The sequence below is a fragment of the Phytobacter sp. SCO41 genome (assembly GCF_003073275.1).
In the GTDB taxonomy this organism is placed as follows: domain Bacteria; phylum Pseudomonadota; class Gammaproteobacteria; order Enterobacterales; family Enterobacteriaceae; genus Phytobacter; species Phytobacter diazotrophicus.
On record NZ_CP027225.1, the window covers coordinates 4,083,758 to 4,104,765 of the forward strand.

Here is a 21,008-nt window from a genome sequence, read left to right on the forward strand (position 1 = left end):
TCGCTCCTTAATGCAGGCCAAAAACGTTCAGCATGGTGGACAACTTGACGCCGGTTTCGCGCCACTCCGCCGCCGGTGACGACGCGGGGACAATGCCCGCACCGGCAAATAACCGAACGCGGTTTTCGTGAATGCGCGCGCAGCGGATAGTCACGACCCACTCGCCGTTACCTTCGGCGTCGCACCAGCCGACAATGCCGCCAAACAATTCACGCTCAAAGGGTTCTAACCCGGCAATCAGCGTTTTCGCCACCTGATGCGGAAAACCGCTCAGTGCAGGCGTGGGATGTAACAAACAGGCGAGCGTCAGGGCGTTTTCACCCGGTAGCGCGGTTCCCTCAATCGGCGTCGCCAGATGCCATAGCGTCGGGGTGGTAACCAGTTGCGGGGAATCCGGCAGACTCAAGGCGCGGCTGCGCGGTGCCAGTAAGGCTTTCATCGCCTGAGTGACCAGTTCATGTTCATGACGGTCTTTTTCCGAGGCCAGTAGTCTGTTGCCCGCTTCGCGATCCAGCATGTCATCCGGTTGACGCCGCGCCGACCCTGCCAGCGGCAGAGAGCTAAATTGATCACCCTCTTTACGCAGCAACAGTTCCGGGCTTGCGCCCAGTAACACATCTCCTTGCGCCAGCGGAACATGAAAGTTAAAGCTCGCCGGGTTTTGGGCTATCAGGCGCTCCAGCAGGATGCCGCTGTCGAGGTGCGCATCGGTGGCAATATCAATCAGCCGCGAGAGGACTATTTTGTCCACCTCCGGTGTGGCGGTCAGCGCGGCCCCACGGGCAACCATATCCATAAAGACATCCTGCGGCGGAATTTCCGTACGTCTGGTGACGTCAGGCATGTCGTGCCCGGAGAAATAGCGGGAGGAGCGCTGCTTAGACGGGCGCGAAAAGGTCTGCCAGGAAGCGGGAATAAACAGTTCAGACGGCTGGGTAGTATCGAAAGGGATGGCCCCCACAACCACCGGATTGGCAATGCCCCGCGTTTTAGCATCGGCAAAAGCCTGCGCCAGTTTCCGTTGAAACGCGCTGTCCGGGCTATCCCCTTCCACCGCCGGTTCACTGATACGGGCAAAACAACCCGATGTCATAAAACTGCGAAACGGCGACATAAAGAAGAACTGGTCCGACGCCAGGGTTTTCGCCGCCTGTTGTACATCCTCAGCCAATGACGTATCCATATCATCCTCCAAAAATGATAAATATATTACGAATGATTATCATTTGAATTTTGGTTCGGTAAGCTAAAGGTAATGACCCGACATGTCAACTGGTGCGCCCAACTCCCTTGCGACTAACGCTTGCATCCATCACGCGCAATGATGAAAATGAGAAGCATTAACTTCAACAAAAACAGGATGTGACTCCGTGAGACTCCCTTTCTTTTGCCGCAAGGCCCTTATCATGTTGGGTATTTTTGTTTTCGGACTTTCCGCAGCAACCGCCACCGACTGGCCGCGTCAGGTGACGGATAGCAAAGGCAGCCATACACTCGACCACAAACCTCTGCGTATTGTCTCCACCAGCGTGACGCTAACGGGTTCACTGCTGGCTATCGATGCCCCGGTTATCGCCAGCGGCGCTACAACACCGAACAATCGATTCGCCGACGATCAGGGCTTTTTACGCCAGTGGGGCGAAGTGGCGAAATCGCGTAACGTCGCGCGTATTTATATTGGCGAGCCGAATGCCGAAGCCGTTGCCGCCCAGATGCCGGATCTGATTCTGATCAGCGCCACCGGCGGTGACTCTGCGTTATCGCTTTACGATCAGCTCTCGACCATTGCGCCGACCCTGGTCATCAATTACGACGATAAAAGCTGGCAGGCGCTGCTTAGCCAACTGGGTGAAATCACCGGCCAGGAAAAACAGGCCGCTGCCCGTATTGCTGAGTTCGATAAGCAAATGGCCGATGTTAAAGCGCGCATAAAATTGCCGCCGCAGCCGGTTAATGCGCTGGTTTATACGCCGGCGGCGCACAGTGCGAATCTGTGGACCACGGAGTCCGCCCAGGGCAAGCTACTGCAACAACTGGGTTTTGCGCTCGCACCGCTGCCGGAAGGATTGCAGACATTGCAAAGCCAGGGTAAACGTCATGACATCGTGCAACTGGGCGGTGAAAATCTGGCGGACGGTCTGAACGGCGAAGCGCTGTTCCTGTTCGCCAGCGATCAAAAAGATGCTGACGCGCTGAATGCCAACCCGCTGCTTGCCCATCTGAACGCGGTTCAGAACAAGCGTGTTTATGCGCTGGGCGCCGAAACGTTCCGTCTCGATTACTACAGTGCAACGCGGGTATTAGCGCGGCTGTCCGCGCTTTTTGGCTAATACGCCCTCCCGGCTGGCGCTTCGCTTAGCCGGGCTACGTTCACGACAGAATCGTTTTCCAGGCGCGTAGCCCGGATCAGGCGCCTGCGCCGCCATCCGGGGAAGCCAGCGGAATCTGGCGAAACCGACGCAATTCGCGCAACGTCAGCACCAGCATCACACCCACCATCGCCAGCACAAAACCACTGCTACTCGCCGAGGCCGCTGGCGTCATCACAACCCCAAGCCCGCCCAGGACTGCCGCGCCAATCGCATCGCCCGTGACGTTTTGCGCCGTCCACAGACCGTTGATACGCCCCAGCATCGCTTCCGGCGTTTGCGTTTGAATCAACGTGTACTGCAACAGTGAACTGATCGCACTCAGCCAGCCAAACAGGGCCAGAAACGCCGCGCCCAGCACCCAGTAAGGCATCAGGCTGAATAACCCAATAGCAACAAACGCCCCCACGCTACTGCCCAACATCAACAGGCCCGGACGCGGATGTTGCGCCAGCCGCCCACTGGTTAACGCGCCTGTCGCCGCGCCAAGCGGGATTGCCGCATACAGTACGCCAATTTGCGCCGCCGGGATGCGCCACTCAACGGCCAGTGCGGGATACAGCACGCGCACGGCGCTGGCCATGGTCAACAAGCCCCCCAGCAGCGCAATACCGCCAATCAGCGGGCTGTTGAACAAAAAACGCATACCCGCCACCAGCGAAGACAGCGGGTGTTCACGCGGCTGTGGCGGAGGCGGCAACACAGGCAAACTCACTAATGGCAACAGGGTGATAAAGGTCCCTGCCGCCGCCAGCCCGTAATTCCAGGCCACCCCGCCCGTTGCCAGCAACAGGCCGCCGCACATCGGGGAAATAACCGAACCCAGGCGCACCGTCAGCATGGTGATCGCCCCGGCCTGCATTAAATTCTCACGCCCGACCAGCGCCGGGGTTGCCGCCAGCAGCGCGGTCACGCCGAGGGATGCGAAAAAACCGTCCCATAAACCGAGCAAATAAATCGCCAGCAGGGACGGTTCCGGCAACTGCGTGTTAAGCCACAGGCCGATAAAACCCATGCCGCAGGTGCCTCGCGCCAGCAGAATCAATTTTTTGCGTTCATAACGGTCGGCCAGAACGCCGCCCGTCATCAATCCAACGAACATCGCGCCGCCGGTCAGGGTAACGGACAGGCCCACCTGCCAGCTTGAACCGGTCATCGCCTGAATCTGTACCGGGACGGCAACGCCCAGCAAACCCAGCGATAAGATTGAGATGAAACGGGCAAGAAACACGGCACGAAAGGCCGGATGCGTCTTCAGAAGGCTTACATTCAGCAGCCGGGATTGTTGGTTCATTACAACGCCTTAAGGCAATCTTTTTTTATCCATTCCAGGGCGTGCATGGTAACATAAGCAAACAAGATCGATAACGATAATTACTATCATTATCAAGTCAGGAATGTTTTATGTCGCTTCCCCGTTCCTCGAGGCGTGCTCTCACGCTTTTCGGGCTATTGATACTGCTTATTGTGGCAATGGCGCTCAGTATGCTGGTCGGTGCGAAAACGGTGCCCGCCAGCGTGATTGTTGATGCGCTGACAGGCACCTGCCAGAGCGCAGACTGCACCATTATTCGCGACGCACGCTTGCCTCGCACCCTGGCCGGATTACTCGCGGGCGGCGCACTGGGCCTGGCGGGCGCGCTGATGCAAACCCTCACCCGCAACCCGCTGGCCGACCCGGGCCTGCTGGGCGTAAATGCCGGGGCCAGTTTCGCCATTGTCCTGGGTGCGGCCTTGTTTGGCGCCGCCTCCCCCGTTGAACAACTGGCGCTGGCCTTTGGTGGCGCACTGATCGCTTCGCTGATCGTGGCCTTTACTGGCAGCCAGGGTGGAGGGCAACTGAGCCCGGTACGTCTGACGCTGGCGGGTGTGGCGCTGGCCGCCGTGCTCGAAGGGCTTTCCAGCGGCATTTCGCTACTCAACGCCGATGTCTACGATCAATTGCGCTTCTGGCAGGCCGGATCACTGGATATTCGCACCCTGCAAACAGTGAAAATTGTGCTTCTGCCGGTGCTATTGGCTGCAAGTATTGCGCTCCTCTCCAGCCGGGCGCTGAACAGTCTCAATTTGGGCAGCGATACCGCGACTGCGCTCGGCAGCAAAGTGGCGCGCACGCAGCTTTCTGGTCTGCTGGCCATCACCGTACTTTGCGGTAGCGCGACCGCAGTGGTCGGCCCCATCGCCTTTATCGGGCTGATGATGCCGCACCTTTCGCGCTGGCTGGTGGGGGCCGATCACCGCTGGTCGCTGCCGGTGACCCTCATCGCCACCCCTGCCCTGTTGCTGTTTGCCGATATTATTGGCCGTCTGCTGGTGCCGGGTGAGCTGCGCGTGTCAATTGTTAGCGCTTTTATTGGCGCACCGGTTCTGATTATCCTGGTTCGCCGCACGCGCGGAGGTGGCCTGTGACCGCCCCGTCCCGTCGTCTGATCATCAGTTGTCTGCTGATGCTGCTGGCAAGCCTGGCCTTTGCCCTCTGGGGTCTGCGCAGCGGTGCGGTGATGCTCGATAGCAGCCAGGTCATTAATGCGCTCACCGGGAGTGCGCCGCGCGCCATGCAGCTTGTGGTCATCGAATGGCGGCTGCCCCGCGTTCTGATGGCGCTGCTGATCGGTGGCGCGCTGGGCGTCAGCGGCGCTATCTTCCAGTCGCTGATGCGAAACCCGTTAGGCAGCCCGGATGTGATGGGCTTTAACACCGGGGCATGGAGTGGCGTGCTGGTGGCAATGGTGTTTTTTGGTCAGCATCTGACGGCGATTACGCTCGCCGCTATGGCGGGCGGCATTCTGACCTCGTTCATCGTCTGGTCGCTGGCGTGGCGCAACGGCATTGAAACCTTCCGCCTGATTATTGTCGGCATCGGCGTACGGGCGATGTTGATGGCTTTTAACACCTGGCTGATTTTACAGGCCTCGCTGGAAACCTCGCTTACTGCCGGGCTGTGGAATGCGGGGTCGCTTAATGGTTTGACCTGGGCCAAAACCTTCCCCTCTGCGCCGTTTATTCTGCTGATGTTTATCGGCGCAGCATTGCTTTCCCGCCGTATGCGGCTGCTGGATATGGGGGATGACAGCGCCTGCGCCCTTGGCGTGAGCGTGGAGCGTTCGCGCCTGCTGCTGATGCTGGTGGCCGTTGTGCTGACCGCCTCCGCCACGGCACTTGCCGGGCCTATCTCATTTATCGCGCTCGTCGCGCCGCATATTGCCCGGCGCATCAGCGCCACCACACGCTGGGGCCTTGCACAATCGGCCCTCTGCGGTGCCCTTCTGCTGCTGGCCGCGGACATTTGCGCACAACGGCTGTTTATCCCTTATCAGTTGCCGGTGGGCGTCGTCACCGTCAGCATTGGCGGTATCTACCTTATCGCCTTGTTAATTCAGGAGTCCCGCAAGAAATGATCGATACTCAGGCCCGTTTGCATGGCGAACAGTTAACCCTGGGCTACGGTAAAAAAGTTGTCGCCAGAGACCTGAGCGTTTCGATTCCCGATGGCCATTTCACGGCGATTATTGGGCCGAACGGCTGTGGGAAATCGACGCTGCTGCGCACCCTGAGCCGCCTGATGACGCCAGAGAAAGGCCATGTTTATCTGGACGGCGAGCGGATCCAGCGTTTTGCCAGTAAAGAGGTGGCGCGACGTGTCGGGCTGCTGGCGCAAAATGCCACTACGCCTGGTGATATCACCGTTCAGGAGCTGGTCGCCCGTGGCCGCTATCCGCACCAGCCGCTGTTTACCCGCTGGCGTCAGGAGGATGAGCAGGCGGTTACCCGCGCCATGCGCGCCACCGGGGTGGACACGCTGGCGTTGCAGAGTGTGGACACGCTCTCCGGCGGCCAGCGGCAGCGCGCGTGGATAGCAATGGTGCTGGCGCAAGAGACCTCGATCATGCTGCTTGATGAGCCGACCACCTGGCTTGATATCAGCTATCAGATTGATCTGTTGGAGTTGCTCAGCGCGTTAAACCGCGAGCAGGGGTATACGCTGGCGGCGGTGCTGCATGATTTGAATCAGGCCTGTCGCTACGCTACCCATTTGATTGCCCTGCGAGACGGCAAGATAGTGGCGCAAGGCGCGCCGAAAGAGATTGTGACCGCGGAACTTATCGAAGCGGTATACGGTTTGCGCTGTATGATTATTGAAGATCCGATCGCCGGTACGCCGCTGGTGGTGCCGCTGGGACGACGTTCGCTCTGATGCTGTCCCGGATGGCGACTTCGCATCCGGGCGACCACCGTAACCCCGGTAAGCGATAGCGCCACCGGGGACATTTTCCCCCTACCCCAACAGCTCCCGCACAACCGGGCCAATCGCTTCAAACGCCTGCGGGGAAATGATATCCACATGGGCGCAATCCTGACGATAAACCTCCAGTTCACTCACCCACGGCGACCAGGCTTGTTGTGGATCCATCCCCGGCGTCAGCGTGCGTTCGGCGACAAAGAGCGTCGCTTTACCGTCAAATTTCGCGCTGTGGGCCGTGGTCAACAGACGTACCGCATCGCCATAGTTTCCTTCAATCGCGGCAAACAGTTCCGTCGAGGCCTGTCCTTTTTGCGCCGCCAGAAACGCCTGTCGCTCGCGCTCGATTTCCGCCAGCACGGCAGGATCCAGCCCGTTGGCCTCTTTCTCCGCCCAGTTCTGCGTCTCCGGCGGCCAGGTATCCAGCAGCCCTAAAAATGCGACCGTTTCCCCGCGCGCCCGCAGCCGGGCGGCAATCCCCTGCACCAGGGTTCCGCCCAGCGAATAACCAAACAGGTGATAAGGCCCATGTGGCTGCTGTGCAAGCAGTGTCGCAAGATGGTGTTCGCACACCTCATCCAGTGTGGCGGCCTGCTGCATCGGCCCATCAGGACGCGGAGACTGGATACCCATAATCGCCCAGCGCGGCGAGAGATAGCGCGCCAGCACGCTGAACTGCCAGGCAAAACCAGAAGCCGGATGGAAACAGAACAGCACCGGCCCGTCGCCATCACGCAAGGGCAGAAGGGTTTGCAGACCAAGCTGGCTATCGGCCTGTGTTTGCGTCAGCAAGACCGCCAGTTTCTCGACCGTTGAGGCTACCATAACCTGCCCCGGCGTCACCGGGCGCGCAAACGTCTGGCTCAGTTGTGCAGCCAGGCGCATCGCCAGCAAAGAGTGACCGCCGAGGGCAAAGAAATCGGCCTGCGCGTGCTGAACCTCGCAGCCGAGCAGCGCGGAAAAAGCCTGTGCAATCTGCACTTCCACGCCCGGATTCAGCGCCCGACCGACCTGCTCACGCGCGGGCTCAGGCAGAGGCAGCGCTTTTCTGTCGAGCTTGCCATTGGCGCTCAGCGGAAGCTCGCTGAGTTGCAGCAGCACCACCGGCACCATATGCGGCGGTAGCTGCGTACTCAGTTGCTCGCGCAGCGCGGTGAGATCCAGCGGCAGACCGCTCTCTGAGACCACATAGCCCACCAACTGGCGCGCATCACCATTGCCTGCCGCCGCCTGATTGAGCACGCAGGCATGGGCGACGCCCTGCGCGACATCTGTCAGTGTCTGTAACGCCTTGTCTATTTCACCAGGCTCAATACGCTGGCCGCGAATTTTTAGCTGATCGTCGCTGCGGCCCAGATATTCCACCGCGCCATTCTCCAGCCATTGCGCCACATCACCAGTGCGATACATACGCTCGCCGGGCGCAAAGGGGTCAGCGATAAAGCGGCTGGCGGTAAGATCCGGTCGCCCCAGATAGCCTTGCGCCAGTTGAATACCGGTCAGGTACAAATCCCCCGCCACACCCGGCGGTACCGGCTGCATCATGCTATCCAGAATACGCAGACCCGTATTCCACACGGGGTAGCCAATCGGTACGCTGTTGCCCTTCACCGCCGCCAGCGCATCGCCAAACGCCGGATACCAGCTCACATCGACGGCGGCCTCTGTAGGCCCATAAAGATTATGCAAAGGCACGCCGGTCAGTTGTTGCCACTCGCGGCACAGGGCCGCCGGAAGCGCTTCGCCGCTGCAAAAGACCTTGTTCAATGTGCGGCAGTTTGCTTGCGCCGTTTCTGGCGTCAGCGATGTAACAAACGCAGCCAGCATGGACGGCACGAAGTGCGTGGTGGTCACGCCAAAACGGGCGAAGAAGCGTTGCAACGCCTGCGGATCGCGGTGTGCCTCCGGTTCCGCCATCACCAGTTGCGCGCCGGCAATAAACGGCCACCAGAACTCCCACACGGAGACATCAAAGCTGCACGGCGTCTTTTGCGCCACGACGTCCTGCGCGTTCAGCGGATAGTGGTTTTGCATCCACAACAGACGGTTGACGATAGCGGTCTGCCCAACCATCACCCCTTTCGGTCGCCCGGTAGACCCCGAGGTAAAAATGATATAGGCGGTGTGTTCCGGGCGGGACAGCGCCAGGGGTTCGCCGCCCGTCACCGCCAGCGGTGCGCTGTAGCAAAGGTGATTCAGGCCAGGCAGACCACTAAAACGTGAAAGCTGGTCATCAGAGGTGATAAGCAGACGCGGCCTGGCATCTTCCAGCATCATGTGCAGCCGCTCATCCGGGTAACCCGTATCGAGCGGCAGCCAGGCAGCCCCGACTTCAACAATGCCGTGCAGCGCCAGCGTCAAAAACACAGAGCGCGGTAACGCGACGGCAACGCTGTCGCCAGGTTTAACGCCGCGCTCACGCAGAAGTTGCGCCAGCGCCACCACCTGCTCACGCATCTCCCGGTAGGTTAATTGCCAGCACGCATCGGCCAGCGCCGGAGCATCCGGCGTTCTTGCCGTCTGTTCGGCCACCAATTGGCTCAGCGTTGTGGCTGGCAACATCATGCCGGTATCGTTAATTTTTTCGATACTCTGCCACTCATCAATGGAGATCAACTGCGCCTCACCGCAGCGCAGTGCCGGGTTCGCGGCAAACTGGCTCAACAGGCTGTGCAAGCGGGCGACATGGTTATTGAGCACGCGTTCATCGTAGCGGCTGCGGTTAGCCAGCACGTCCAGCGTCAGGCCGCCCTCTTCGTCCGGAAAGAGCGCAATCTCCAGATCGTTGACCGGGCCTGTCGCCAGTGTATGGGTTTGTCCGGCAATCCCGTCAATATCCAGCAGGTAATCGAACATTTTGACGTTAAACACCGGGCCAAAGAGCGGCTCATCCCCGGCAGCGCGTCCGGCATCACGCTGGATTTGCTCGGCATCGTAACGCTGATGACGGCGCATCTTTTTCAGTTGCCCGGCAAGGGCACTGGCCAGTTCCGCCAGGGTTTGCGTCTCCTCGATATGCACGCCCAGCGGCAGCACATTGAGCACCGGCCCGGTTGCGGTCAGCGCCGCTGAGCCCATCCGGCGCATAAAAATAAACCCGGCGGCATAATCCAGCCGCCCACAGAGTCGGCCTAACCACAACGCCACCAGCGCTAACGCCAGATCGGCTGACTGGCACTGGTTCGCCGCCTGGGTCAGGCGACGGAATGCGGCGGTATTCAGGCGACATGACAAACGCAGAATATCGGTCGTCGCCGCACGGCCCGGCAGTGGCGCAGGTGACAGGGAAGCCGGTGCGGGTAATATGCGTTTTTGTTCCGCCCAGAAGACTTTGTCACGCTGCCAGGCGTCGCTTTCCCGGTAGCGTTGATATTCGTCCACTACCCCGGCAAAGGGGGTAAAGGGTGTTGGGGGAATGGCGTTACCCGCACGCAAGGCACGGTAAATGGCGGCAATCTGGCGGGTAATGGCGGGAAAACTAAAGCCATCTACCAGCAAATGGTGATAACGCTGATACCAGAACCAGCGGTGGTTATCGACCTGAATAAGCACATGGCAGAACAGCGGTTTGCCGCTGTCCACGCGAAGCTCCTGCGCGAGATCGGTCTGCATTAATGCCAGCGCGGCCGCATGCGGGTCGGCATGATGGCGAACATCAATAATCTGCGGCAGGGCAAACACGCTATCATCGTCCAGTTGCTGCCAGACCTCGCCATTGTCTTCTGTAAAGCGCATACGCAAAGTATCAGCCTGGGCCAGGCCTTCTTTGATGGCCTTCGCCAGTAGCGGTGCGTCCAGTTCGCCGTCCAGCTCGACATAGTGGGCCACGCTCCAGGCATTGGGCAGCGTGGAGAGTTTTTCTGCCATCCAGATCCCAGGCTGCGCGGCCACGAGGGGTAAACGTGTGGTCATTCGCGTCTCCTTAGCAGGCGTGATGCGCCGGGGTTAAACTCTGCCAGTTGGCGTGGAGCCAGGCGTTACACACCTCCTGCGAGGCGGGCTGACATACCATGCGCCATCCTTGCGGAAGCGCGCACTGCTGTGGCCACAGGCTGAACTGCTGCTGCGCGTTTTGCAGAATAAAAAATTGCCCCTGCTGATTATCGAAGGGGTTGCTGCATTCCATACCAGGCTCCTGTCGTAATTGCGCTTATTGCGTCGCGCGTGTCAAAGGTTGCCAGAGGGTCATCAGCCCTGCGGTCAGCCCGCCGCGCCAGCAAAGCGCATCATGTCCGCCGTCAACCTGACGCCAGAAAACCGTCTGCTGTGTGTGTTGTAATTGGGCATAAAGGGCCTGATTGGCCCGGAAAATAATCGGCTCGCGCACCCCGGCTTCCAGCACAATACGCAGCCCCTGCGCGGATACCTCGCCGCGTTTGAGTTGTTCGATAAGCAGGCCATCCTGCTGGCCGTCGCGCGTTGGCCACCAACAGGAACCCGACTGACTCAGCACACAGCCAAAACGCTGCGGCCAGTGCAAAGCGGCATAGAGCGCTGACAAACCGCCAAAACTCTGCCCGGCCACCACCGTGCGGCCAGCATCATCGCTAAAGGGAGTTATCGCCTGCACTTGCGGTAATAATTCCTGCTGAATCGCCAGCCAGAAATCGGGATTACAGGGCAATTCCTGACTGCGGTGGGTGGTATCAATCACATCGATAAGCAGATAGACGGCAGGCGGCAATAAACCCTGTTCGGTAAGGGCTGCCAGCGCGGGCCAGACAGGCATGCTTTCGGCCCAGAACTGACCGTCGAGCAGTATCGCCAGCGGGCGCTCAGCGCTCGGGTCATCGCCGGTGGCGTAGACCCACACGCGGCGATGGTTATTCAGGCGTTGGCTATGCCAGCTCATCACCGTCGCCGGGGTGTATACGGCATCGGGCCGATCCCAGCCTGGCTGATGCGGAGCACCGGGCATCGCCAACGGCGATACGGGATGGCCTCGCCCGCCACGCCAGCTATGCGGGTTAAGCGGATCGGCAATCGCGCGTGGCAGCAGTTTGCGCCAGCCTTCGCGCAGTGCCATACGATCCGGCGGCAATTGGGCAAACACCTGCGGCGAGAAGTCGTCAGCGCCATCGGAGGGGATCAGGCAATAGCTTCCACGCCACCCTGCTTCCAGTTGCGTTTGCCAGCACCAGACATCCGTTCCGGGAATGCGCGCCAGCGACTGCGGCGTCGCCTGCTGATGGTGGTCAGTGACGCCAGTGATATAGATCCAGACATGGGTAGTGCTGGAGGTGGTTTCGGTACCCGCCGGGTCACGCCACCAGAAGGTAACCTGATAATTTCCATCACTTTCCAGACACCATTCTGGCCCCGTTTTCGCCTTCCACCAGGCCTCGCTTCCCGCTATCAATGCCAACGCTATAACCTCACATTCACTGTGGAAATTTTTGCTTGCAGATTAACAATTATTGATAATATTATTGATAACTATTTTCATTTGCAATAGCGTATTGTCGCGCTTTGGCGAGCGCGTCTTTCATAATCACAATGCCGTCTTTTGCGGATTTTCTCAGGATGAGCCCCCTTCGCATTTGAATGGCAATGGCGTGCCGTGTTTCTTACCCGTCTGGGGATGGATCGCGCGGGAATACGGCAAGAAAAGCAGGAAAAACAATGAAAAACAAAATGCGTTCCCTGACCTTGTTGGTCAATCTGGGAATTTACGGCGTGGCTTTACCCGCATTCGCGGCAGAGACGACGACCAACGAGACAGCCAGTAATGATGACACCATTGTGGTTACCGCCGCGCAGCAAAATCTGCAGGCGCCAGGGGTATCAACCATCACCGCTGATGAGATCCGCAAAAACCCACCCGCACGTGACGTTTCCGAAATCATCCGCACCATGCCCGGCGTTAACCTGACGGGTAACTCTACCAGCGGTCAACGTGGTAACAACCGCCAGATTGATATCCGTGGGATGGGGCCGGAAAACACCCTTATCCTGGTCGACGGAAAACCGGTCACCAGCCGTAACTCTGTTCGTCAGGGTTGGCGCGGTGAGCGCGATACCCGTGGCGATACCAGTTGGGTACCGGCCGACATGATTGAACGTATTGAGGTTATTCGTGGCCCGGCCGCTGCGCGTTATGGCAATGGTGCTGCGGGAGGGGTGGTGAATATCATCACCAAAAAATCGACCGATCAGGCATGGCACGGTTCATGGAACAGTTATTTCAATGCGCCTGAGCACAAAGATGAAGGCGCGACTAAACGTACCGACTTTAGCCTGAGCGGCCCGCTGGGCGGCGATTTCAGCTTCCGTCTGTACGGTAACCTGAATAAAACGCAGGCCGATGCCTGGGACATTAACCAGGATCACCAGTCTGAACGTACCGGTATCTACTCCAACACTATGGCCGCAGGGCGTGAAGGGGTGGAGAACAAAGATATTAACGGCGTCGTGCGTTGGGATTTCGCGCCGCGACAAGCGCTGGAGTTCCAGGCCGGTTACAGCCGCCAGGGGAACCTCTACGCGGGCGACACCCAGAACACCAACAACGACAGCAGCACCAACAACTACGTGAAGGAAAACTACGGCAAGGAGACCAACCGCCTCTATCGCCAGAACTATTCCATCAACTGGACGGGCGGCTGGGATAACGGTGTGACCACCAATAACTGGGCACAGTATGAGCACACCCGCAACTCACGTCTCGGCGAAGGGTTGGCGGGCGGGCTGGAAGGCCTGTTCAACAGCAACCATTTCTCAGATATCGATCTGGCAGACGTGATGCTGCACAGCGAAGTGAGCGTGCCGTTTGACCTGCTGATCAACCAGAACCTTACCGTCGGTACCGAATGGAACCAGCAGCGGATGAAGGATATGGCGTCCAACACCCAGGCGCTGCAGGGCGGCCCGATTTCCGGTTTCGCCAGCACGGGCCGCAGCCCTTACTCCAGCGCGGAAATCTTCTCTGTCTTCGCCGAAGATAATATGGAAGTGACCGACACCACCATGCTGACGCCAGGCCTGCGTTTCGATCACCATACAGTGGTCGGCAACAACTGGAGCCCGTCGCTGAACCTGTCTCAAGGTCTGGGTGATGACTTTACCCTGAAAATGGGGATCGCCCGCGCGTATAAAGCGCCGAGCCTGTACCAGACCAACCCGAACTACATTCTGTACAGTAAGGGTCAGGGCTGTTACGCCAGCGGCACCGGCGTGGGCTGCTACATGATGGGTAACGACGACCTGAAAGCGGAAACCAGTATCAACAAAGAGATTGGTCTGGAGTTCAAACATGAAGGCTGGCTGGCGGGCGTGACCTGGTTCCGTAACGACTACCGCAACAAGATTGAAGCAGGCTATTCGCCGTTAAGCCAGACCAAAGTCGGCAGCACCAAAACCGATATCTATCAGTGGGAAAACGTACCTAAGGCGGTCGTTGAAGGCCTGGAAGGTACGCTGAACATTCCGGTCACCGACGCGGTAACCCTGAGCAACAACGTCACTTACATGCTGCAAAGTAAGAACAAAACCACCGGTGAACGTCTGTCGATCATCCCTGAATATACCCTCAACTCAACGCTGAGCTGGCAGGTTGTGCAGGATGTTTCCGTGCAGTCCACCTTCACCTGGTACGGCAAACAACAGCCGAAGAAATATGACTACCAGGGTAACCCGGTGACCGGTTCTGCTAAGGACGAAGTCAGCCCGTACAGCATCGTTGGTCTGAGCGGTACCTGGGATGTGAACAAATACGTGAGCCTGACCGCCGGTGTCGACAACGTCTTTGATAAACGTCACTGGCGTATGGGTAACGCGCAGAGCACCGGCGGCACTACCGGCTGGATGTACGGCGCAGGTGCCAATACCTACAACGAGTCCGGTCGCACCTGGTATATGGGTATCAATACCCACTTTTAAGCACTAACCTTCCCTCTCCCTGCGGGGAGAGGGCGGGCGTAAGGCGAAATATGGATATCCTTCACTCCACGCTTACCCTTCATTCCCACCCGGTCCATTTCATCACCTTCGACCCCGCAACCTTTGCAGAGCGCGACCTGTTGTGGCTGCCCCACCATGACCGCCTGGCAAACGCCGGACGCAAGCGTAAAAGCGAACATCTGGCCGGGCGGATTGCCGCCGTGCATGCCCTGCGAAATTATGGTCATCAGGCCGTGCCGGGTATCGGTGCTGGCGGCGAACCGCTCTGGCCCGCCGGACTTTACGGTAGCATCAGCCATGCCGGGCAGACCGCTGTCGCCGTTGTCTCATCTGCCTGTGTCGGCGTGGATATTGAGAGCGTATTCTCTCCTCAACTGAGTAAAGAGATCGCCGAAAGCATCGTGAATGCCGAAGAATACGCGTTACTACAGCGTGCCTCGCTTCCCTTTGAACTGGGGTTATCGCTTGCTTTTTCCGCAAAAGAGAGTCTTTTCAAAGCCTTTTCCACCCTTGCTTTTCCCTTTCCCGGCTTCCATAGCGCGCCGCTCATTGCCCTGAATGACGGATCACTCACCCTGCGCATCAATGCGCAATTCAGCCGCCATCACGCAGGGATGTGCGTCGATATTGCATGGATTTCTCATGCAGAACAGATCCTGACTCTGGTGAGCGGTATTCCTACAGGATCGTGATCGTTTTCTCCTTTTAAGAAATTTGCTGCACAAACCATAGACAGTTCAGCATTGCCGTTTTATCGTTAACTTGAATAATAAATCATTATTGAATAAATATTCAATGTGGAGAAAAAGATGAAAACGACCCTACTGAAATCTGCTGTACTGGCTTCCCTGATCGCCGCTTCCGGCTCGCTGTTTGCCGCGGATAACGGACTGATCGCCATTATCACCCCCTCACACGACAACCCATTCTTTAAAGCGGAAGCAGACGGCGCGGCGGCAAAAGCCAAAGAACTTGGCTACACCACCCTCGTGGCTTCCCATGATGATGATGTAAACAAACAAAACCAACTGATCGAAACGGCGATTGCCCGTAAAGCGAAAGCGATCATCCTTGATAACGCCGGCGCAGACGCCACCGTCGGCCCGCTGGAAAAAGCCAAAGCTGCTGGCGTACCGGCTTTCCTGATTGACCGTGAAATCAACAAAACCGGCGTTGCTGTCGCGCAAATCGTCTCTAACAACTATCAGGGCGCACAGTTGGGCGCACAAAAATTCGCCAAATTGCTGGACGGTAAAGGCAAGTATGTCGAACTGTTAGGGCGTCAGTCTGATACCAACGCCAGCGTCCGTTCGCAGGGCTACCACGATGTGCTGGATGATTTTCCGGATATGAAAATGGTGGCGCAACAGACCGCGAACTGGAGCCAGACCGAAGCCTTCACCCGTATGGAAGCTATCTTGCAAACCAACCCGGACATCGTGGGTGTTATCTCCGGTAACGACACCATGGCGCTCGGCGCAGAAGCCGCGCTGAAAGCCGCCGGGAAAACCAACGTCATTGTGGTTGGCTTTGACGGCAGCGATTACGTGCGTGACTCCATCATCAATAAAGGCAACATCAAAGCCACCGTTCTGCAACCAGGCTGGCAACAGGCGCAAATGGCAGTCGAACAGGCCGATCACTTCCTGAAAAACGGCAAAGCCCAGAAAGAAGAGAAACAGCTTATGGACTGCATGCTGATCGACGAAAGCAACGCCAGCAAACTGAAAATGTTCAACCTGAGCAAGTAAGAGCGGAGATGTTATGTCGTTAAAACAATGGGGTGCTGCATTCGTAGGGTGCACCACCCTGTTGCTGACGGCCTGCACAGTGGTGGATCTGGATGCAAACGGCAAGCCGATAATGCCTGCCGATCCGAATGCGAAAGCCAGCTTCGATAACATGACCCCACAGCAGATCGCGCAACAAACATGGCAAGAACGCGTCATCGACGCCGCCCACAAGCATGCGTTGGACGCCACCGCACTCACCACACAACTGAAGGCGACAAGCGACAAACCACAAAGCGTGTTTGTTCACCTGACAAGCAAGGTCGAACGCGTCGATGTCAGTAATGAACGTGAACAAAAGCTGATCATTACGTTCAATGGCCAGCCGCTGGAAGTGCAGACCGGGCCGGTTATCCAGGGCAATGCCATTCGCGATGCCACAGGCTTTAAATTTGAAGACTTTACCAACCAGGTTCAATTTGCGCAGTTATCACGGGCTTACAACCGCGAAACCATCAAGCACTTACCCAAAGTGGATGAGAGTTGGGTGGGTAAACAGGCGACTGTGCTGATGGCCGTCACGATTAAGAGCGGTAAGGCAACAGATGCCGCGGCACTGGAGTTGAAACAGGAGACACAGTAATGAGCGATGTACCTGTGGATGACATTATTCTGCGCACGCGCGGCATCTCGATGCTCTTTCCCGGCACCATCGCGCTGGACAACGTGGACTACAACGTCTGGCGCGGCAAGGTGAATGTGATCATCGGCGAGAATGGCGCAGGGAAATCCACCCTGATGAAAATCCTCGCGGGTGTACAGCAACCGAGCCTGGGTGAAATCGAACTCAACGGCAAACCGGTGCAGATTTCCAGTACCCGTGCCGCTGCCGCACTGGGTATCGGCATGGTGCACCAGGAGCTGAACCTGTTTGAAAACCTCAACGTCGCCGAGAACATTTTCCTTGGACGCGAGTTGCAAAAAGGGATTGCGCCTATCAACGAAGCGGAACAGGAAAAACGGACCGCCGAGCTGTTAAAACGTCTCGACCAGCCTATTTCACCGAAAGAGCTGGTGGGCAACCTGAAAGTAGGCCAGCAGCAGTTAGTGGAAATCGCCAAGGCGCTGGCGGAAGACGCGGACATCCTGATCCTCGACGAACCCACGTCGGCGCTGAGTAAAACGGAAGTGGAGATCCTCTTTCGCGTGATCCGTGAGCTGACCCGCCAGGGGGTGTCGATTATCTATATTTCGCACCGTCTGGAAGAGTTAATGGCCATTGGCGATGTCATCACCATTCTGCGCGACGGCAAGTTTCAGGCCGAAGCGAAAGTGTGCGACATCGACGTCCCGTGGATCGTTCGCGAAATGCTGGGCAGCGATCCGGTGAGCAACTTCCTGGCACCGGGCCGTACCTTTGGCGCGCCGGTGCTGGAAGCGGAGCACATCACCTGCGTTAACAGCGCGGGCAATGCGGTGGTGGACGATGTGACCTTTAAGGTTCACAGCGGGGAAATTGTCGGTATTTACGGCCTGATGGGCGCGGGGCGCACAGAGCTGTTTGAATGCATGCTCGGTACCGAACGCAACTACCTGGGCAAACTGTGGCTCGACAGCAAACCTGTGCCGCAGCGGCTGGCAACGGCGGATCGTATCCGCATGGGGATGAGCCTGGTACCGGAAGACCGCAAACGTACCGGTATCTTCCCGATATCGTCGGTGGCAACCAACCTGACCATCGCCAGCCTGTGGCGGCGGTTGCAGCGCGGGATCACCATTTCGCAAAAAGATGAGCAGGCGGTGGTGGCCAGCACGATTGGCAATCTGTCGATTAAGGTCTCAACGCCGGATGTGGAAATCCAGGCGCTGAGCGGCGGTAATCAGCAAAAAGTGGTCATTGGTCGCTCGCTGTTAACCAACCCGAAAGTCCTGTTTCTGGATGAACCGACCCGCGGGATTGACGTGGGAGCGAAAGCCGACGTCTTCCGCATGATGGTGCAGCTCTCCGAACAGGGGATCGCAGTGGTCTTTTCCACCTCCGATCTGAAAGAAATCATGGCGGTATCTGACCGCATTCTGGTGATGTCCGGCGGCAAACTTACTGCCGATATCGTGCGCGATCGGGCCGAAGAATCGGCGCTGGTAACGGCAAGTGCTCAGGGGTTCTGATATGAAAACAACACAATCTGTGGCGGTGGCCCCGCGCGCAAGCGCATCGCTGTCACGCGAAAGCATTCTGCTTCTACTGTTAAAGCTGCGAACCTTTATCGCACTGTTCCTGATTGTTGGCTTCTTTACCGCCACGGTACCCGGCTTCCTCTCGACGGGCAGCCTGGTGATCATGATTAAACATATCGCCATCAACGCCTTCCTGGCGCTGGGCATTACGTTTGTCATCATCACGGCCGGGATCGATTTGTCCATCGGTGCAACGCTGGGCCTGTGCGGGATGATTGCCGGCTGGATGATCACCAAAGGGATTGTGCTGCCGATGTTTGGTATCGCCATTTTCCCCAGCGTCTGGGTGATTGTGCCGCTGGTGTTGCTGATCGGCGGCTTAATTGGCGCGGTGAATGGCTGGATAATTACCCGCTATAACGTCGCGCCGTTTATCTGTACGCTCGGTACGATGTATGTCCTGCGTGGTGCCGCGATGCTCACCTCAGACGGGCAAACCTTTCCGGGGCTTTCCGGCAATCCGTTGCTGGGCAATATCGGCTTTGATGAGATTGGCGCCGGTACGCTGTTTGGCATTCCGTGGGCTATCTGGCTGATGATCGTGCTGGCGGTGGTGATTGCCTATGTCGCGCGTCGCCTGCCCTTTGGCCGCCACGTTTATGCCATCGGCGATAACGAGCGTGCGGCAGAGCTTTCCGGCGTGAAGGTCAGGCAGGTCAAAATCTGGGTCTACACCATTTCCGGGTTCTGTGCGGCGCTGGCTGGGATCGTGGTGTCGGCACAGTTGCTGGCAAGCCACCCGGCGAACGGTACAGCCTTTGAAATGAACGCCATCGCTGCGGTGGTGCTTGGCGGAACCTCGCTGGCAGGCGGGCGCGGCACCGTGCTCGGGACACTGATCGGCGCCTTCGTTATCGGCTTCCTCGCCGACGGGCTGGTGATGATGGGCGTGAGTGAATTCTGGCAGATGGTGATTAAAGGTATCGTGATTATCGTTGCGGTCATCATCGATCAGATGCAGAACCGTATGCAGCAAAAAGCGGCGGTGGTTGCGCAAAAAGCAGTGATAGAAAGTAAGTAGTTTTATCGGCTTGGCCTGGTTTTTCAGGCCTCAGATATCGACAAAAGGTCGCCAGGGTGGTGGCGGTGTACCACCCTGGCACGTTCACGGGTTCTTATGCCTCAGTTGTAAGTGTCTACCATGTCCCCGAACAAGCGTTCACTATGTCTCCGGACCGTACACCCCAAAGAGGAGAGGGGACCGTTCGTACTCGCATTTTTGTGGGGATTCCTCCGCCCCGGGGGAGAGGAAGAAAACCGGTCGTAGCCCGGGTAAGCGCAGCGCACCCGGGACTCCCGGAGGCGGCGTAACCCAGGTCAGCCGTGGCTTACCAGACTACGCGCGGTGGCGTAATCCGTGATCAGGACATCAATATAATTCCCCTGCAACGCGCCGCGAATGGCATTGTGCTTTTCCGGCCCGCCCGCAAGCGCGATAACCTGCTGGCAGGCGCGAATTTGCTCCAGCTCCATGCCAATCACCGGGTCCTCCTCCTGGGTAAGGACGGGTTTGCCCGACGCATCGTAGTAATGCAGGCAGATATCCCCTACCGCGCCACGTTCGGAGAGCAAATGCAGCATATCTTCGTTGTAGTAGTTGCCGGAATTTTTCAACAATTGTGACGGCTCCAGCTCGCCAATCCCGACAATCGCCACATCGACCTCGGCAAATTTCGCCACCACCGCCGCCACATCCGGGCTATTAACCAGCCGTGCGCGCTCTTCAACCGAGTGCTCAATACTTTGTGAAGGCAGCAGCCAGGCCGGGCAGCCTAAATGTTCCGCCAGTTGTTGAGTCAGAATGGTCGCCTGCACGTTGCCGTTCGGCCCCACCCCGCCAAGAAGCTGAATAACACCCTGGGCGCGGATATTTTGCGGGTGCATTTCATCGACCATGCAGCGAATGGTACTACTCCAGGCCGAGATCCCCACCAGGTCTTCCGGGCGGACGCGGGTTTCCACATAGTGCGCCGCCGCACTGCCAATGGCATGTTTTATCTGCGCATTGCTGGCGTTTTCCCCCACATCCACCACAATTGCCTGACGGATGCCATACTGTTGCTCAATGGCCTTTTCCAGCGACACAAAAATATTGGTGGGCTGCACCACGGTAATTTTCACCAGCCCTTCTTTTTGACAGCGCGTCAGTGCGCGTGAGACAAATGACTGCGACAAGTTCAACAGCGAGGCAATCTCTGACTGCTTTTTGTTCTCGTTGTAATAAAGCGTGGCGATCTTCACCAGCAAACGCTGCTCATCCTGCTTTGACATTGGTTTCCCCTTCAATTCTCTCCTGTCATTTTTATTCATACCCGAATAGATAACAAGCTGCGCAATACCGGGCGGGAGGATCCAAATGTGATCCTATTCTCCTTTCTTCCAAATTTGCTTTCACAAGGCGTAGACAAACCTCCGGACAAGGCATATCTTTACTCATGAATAATAAATCAGTAGTGAATATATATTCAAAGCAATTACAACCTGACGTTTAACCTTGTGGGATCGACCGCAAAAGGGCGCGCAGGTGTGCTT

At 57.7% G+C, this 21,008-nt stretch carries 16 protein-coding genes; 10 read left to right on the forward strand and 6 right to left on the reverse strand.

The features are described 5' to 3' along the window. Positions 1–7 precede the first annotated feature (7 nt). Positions 8–1,183, reverse strand: a complete 1,176-nt coding sequence (gene entC / locus C5523_RS20000; protein WP_107224720.1) for an isochorismate synthase EntC — start codon at positions 1,181–1,183, stop codon at positions 8–10. A 187-nt stretch (positions 1,184–1,370) separates the two neighbouring features. On the opposite strand from entC, the gene fepB reads away from it, so the two are divergent. Further along, positions 1,371–2,330 (forward strand): Fe2+-enterobactin ABC transporter substrate-binding protein, encoded by a 960-nt coding sequence (gene fepB / locus C5523_RS20005; RefSeq protein ID WP_108701828.1) that lies wholly within the window; start codon positions 1,371–1,373, stop codon positions 2,328–2,330. 76 nt (positions 2,331–2,406) lie between these two features. Here the strand turns inward: fepB and entS are convergent, their stop codons facing one another. After that, positions 2,407–3,663 carry an enterobactin transporter EntS gene (gene entS / locus C5523_RS20010; RefSeq protein ID WP_108701829.1) on the reverse strand — a complete coding sequence of 419 codons (1,257 nt, stop codon included), beginning with the start codon at positions 3,661–3,663 and terminating at the stop codon, positions 2,407–2,409. 110 nt (positions 3,664–3,773) lie between these two features. Between entS and fepD the strand changes: the two genes are divergently transcribed. Genes fepD through fepC form a run of 3 tightly spaced genes read left to right on the forward strand, consistent with a single transcriptional unit; the run spans position 3,774 to position 6,564 of the window. Next, the gene (gene fepD, locus C5523_RS20015) at positions 3,774–4,778 is read left to right on the forward strand and encodes a Fe(3+)-siderophore ABC transporter permease (RefSeq protein WP_108701830.1); all 1,005 of its coding nucleotides are present in this window, start codon (positions 3,774–3,776) and stop codon (positions 4,776–4,778) included. Between the two features lie 38 nt (positions 4,779–4,816). Beyond that, complete coding sequence (gene fepG, locus C5523_RS20020) at positions 4,817–5,767, forward strand: iron-enterobactin ABC transporter permease (RefSeq protein ID WP_255423463.1); 951 nt, start codon at positions 4,817–4,819, stop codon at positions 5,765–5,767. Beyond that, positions 5,764–6,564, forward strand: a complete 801-nt coding sequence (gene fepC / locus C5523_RS20025) for an iron-enterobactin ABC transporter ATP-binding protein (protein ID WP_108701832.1) — start codon at positions 5,764–5,766, stop codon at positions 6,562–6,564. Before fepG ends, fepC begins: the two co-directional genes overlap by 4 nt. Before the next feature lie 81 nt (positions 6,565–6,645). Here fepC and entF read toward each other — a convergent pair whose 3' ends face one another. The 3 genes from entF to fes are packed head-to-tail and all read right to left on the reverse strand — an operon-like array spanning position 6,646 to position 11,974. Continuing rightward, entirely contained in the window at positions 6,646–10,521 is a 3,876-nt protein-coding gene (entF, locus tag C5523_RS20030) for an enterobactin non-ribosomal peptide synthetase EntF (protein WP_108701833.1), read from the reverse strand. Positions 10,522–10,531: 10 nt separating this feature from the next. After that, positions 10,532–10,735: an MbtH family NRPS accessory protein gene (locus C5523_RS20035; RefSeq protein ID WP_108701834.1), complete on the reverse strand. Its 204-nt coding sequence runs from the start codon at positions 10,733–10,735 to the stop codon at positions 10,532–10,534. Between the two features lie 24 nt (positions 10,736–10,759). Next, positions 10,760–11,974 (reverse strand): enterochelin esterase, encoded by a 1,215-nt coding sequence (gene fes / locus C5523_RS20040; protein WP_369943595.1) that lies wholly within the window; start codon positions 11,972–11,974, stop codon positions 10,760–10,762. Between the two features lie 257 nt (positions 11,975–12,231). On the opposite strand from fes, the gene C5523_RS20050 reads away from it, so the two are divergent. From C5523_RS20050 to C5523_RS20075, 6 genes are all read left to right on the forward strand, one after another. Beyond that, positions 12,232–14,487, forward strand: a complete 2,256-nt coding sequence (locus C5523_RS20050; RefSeq protein WP_041852196.1) for a TonB-dependent siderophore receptor — start codon at positions 12,232–12,234, stop codon at positions 14,485–14,487. Between the two features lie 50 nt (positions 14,488–14,537). After that, positions 14,538–15,200 (forward strand): enterobactin synthase subunit EntD, encoded by a 663-nt coding sequence (gene entD / locus C5523_RS20055; protein ID WP_041852197.1) that lies wholly within the window; start codon positions 14,538–14,540, stop codon positions 15,198–15,200. Positions 15,201–15,317: 117 nt separating this feature from the next. Next, positions 15,318–16,259: a D-ribose ABC transporter substrate-binding protein gene (locus C5523_RS20060; RefSeq protein WP_041852198.1), complete on the forward strand. Its 942-nt coding sequence runs from the start codon at positions 15,318–15,320 to the stop codon at positions 16,257–16,259. A gap of 13 nt (positions 16,260–16,272) precedes the next feature. Further along, positions 16,273–16,881, forward strand: a complete 609-nt coding sequence (locus C5523_RS20065) for a DUF2291 family protein (RefSeq protein WP_041852199.1) — start codon at positions 16,273–16,275, stop codon at positions 16,879–16,881. Continuing rightward, positions 16,881–18,407 (forward strand): sugar ABC transporter ATP-binding protein, encoded by a 1,527-nt coding sequence (locus C5523_RS20070; protein ID WP_172600676.1) that lies wholly within the window; start codon positions 16,881–16,883, stop codon positions 18,405–18,407. Before C5523_RS20065 ends, C5523_RS20070 begins: the two co-directional genes overlap by 1 nt. A gap of 1 nt (position 18,408) precedes the next feature. Further along, a complete protein-coding gene (locus tag C5523_RS20075) occupies positions 18,409–19,497 on the forward strand; it encodes an ABC transporter permease (protein ID WP_108701836.1) in 1,089 nt (362 codons plus the stop codon). A gap of 296 nt (positions 19,498–19,793) precedes the next feature. On the opposite strand, the gene C5523_RS20080 is transcribed toward C5523_RS20075, so the two are convergent. Continuing rightward, the gene (locus tag C5523_RS20080; RefSeq protein ID WP_041852201.1) at positions 19,794–20,747 is read right to left on the reverse strand and encodes a sugar-binding transcriptional regulator; all 954 of its coding nucleotides are present in this window, start codon (positions 20,745–20,747) and stop codon (positions 19,794–19,796) included. Positions 20,748–21,008: the final 261 nt, after the last annotated feature.

Bases quoted from the DNA above. Each gene is read 5' to 3' on its own strand.
- C5523_RS20060 (WP_041852198.1), top strand. From the start codon at position 15,318: ATGAAAACGACCCTACTGAAATCTGCTGTACTGGCTTCCCTGATCGCC.
- fepG (WP_255423463.1), top strand. From the start codon at position 4,817: ATGCTGCTGGCAAGCCTGGCCTTTGCCCTCTGGGGTCTGCGCAGCGGT.
- entS (WP_108701829.1), bottom strand. From the start codon at position 3,663: ATGAACCAACAATCCCGGCTGCTGAATGTAAGCCTTCTGAAGACGCAT.
- C5523_RS20050 (WP_041852196.1), top strand. From the start codon at position 12,232: ATGAAAAACAAAATGCGTTCCCTGACCTTGTTGGTCAATCTGGGAATT.
- entD (WP_041852197.1), top strand. From the start codon at position 14,538: ATGGATATCCTTCACTCCACGCTTACCCTTCATTCCCACCCGGTCCAT.
- entF (WP_108701833.1), bottom strand. From the start codon at position 10,521: ATGACCACACGTTTACCCCTCGTGGCCGCGCAGCCTGGGATCTGGATG.
- C5523_RS20080 (WP_041852201.1), bottom strand. From the start codon at position 20,747: ATGTCAAAGCAGGATGAGCAGCGTTTGCTGGTGAAGATCGCCACGCTT.
- C5523_RS20070 (WP_172600676.1), top strand. From the start codon at position 16,881: ATGAGCGATGTACCTGTGGATGACATTATTCTGCGCACGCGCGGCATC.
- C5523_RS20065 (WP_041852199.1), top strand. From the start codon at position 16,273: ATGTCGTTAAAACAATGGGGTGCTGCATTCGTAGGGTGCACCACCCTG.
- C5523_RS20035 (WP_108701834.1), bottom strand. From the start codon at position 10,735: ATGGAATGCAGCAACCCCTTCGATAATCAGCAGGGGCAATTTTTTATT.
- entC (WP_107224720.1), bottom strand. From the start codon at position 1,183: ATGGATACGTCATTGGCTGAGGATGTACAACAGGCGGCGAAAACCCTG.
- C5523_RS20075 (WP_108701836.1), top strand. From the start codon at position 18,409: ATGAAAACAACACAATCTGTGGCGGTGGCCCCGCGCGCAAGCGCATCG.
- fepD (WP_108701830.1), top strand. From the start codon at position 3,774: ATGTCGCTTCCCCGTTCCTCGAGGCGTGCTCTCACGCTTTTCGGGCTA.
- fepC (WP_108701832.1), top strand. From the start codon at position 5,764: ATGATCGATACTCAGGCCCGTTTGCATGGCGAACAGTTAACCCTGGGC.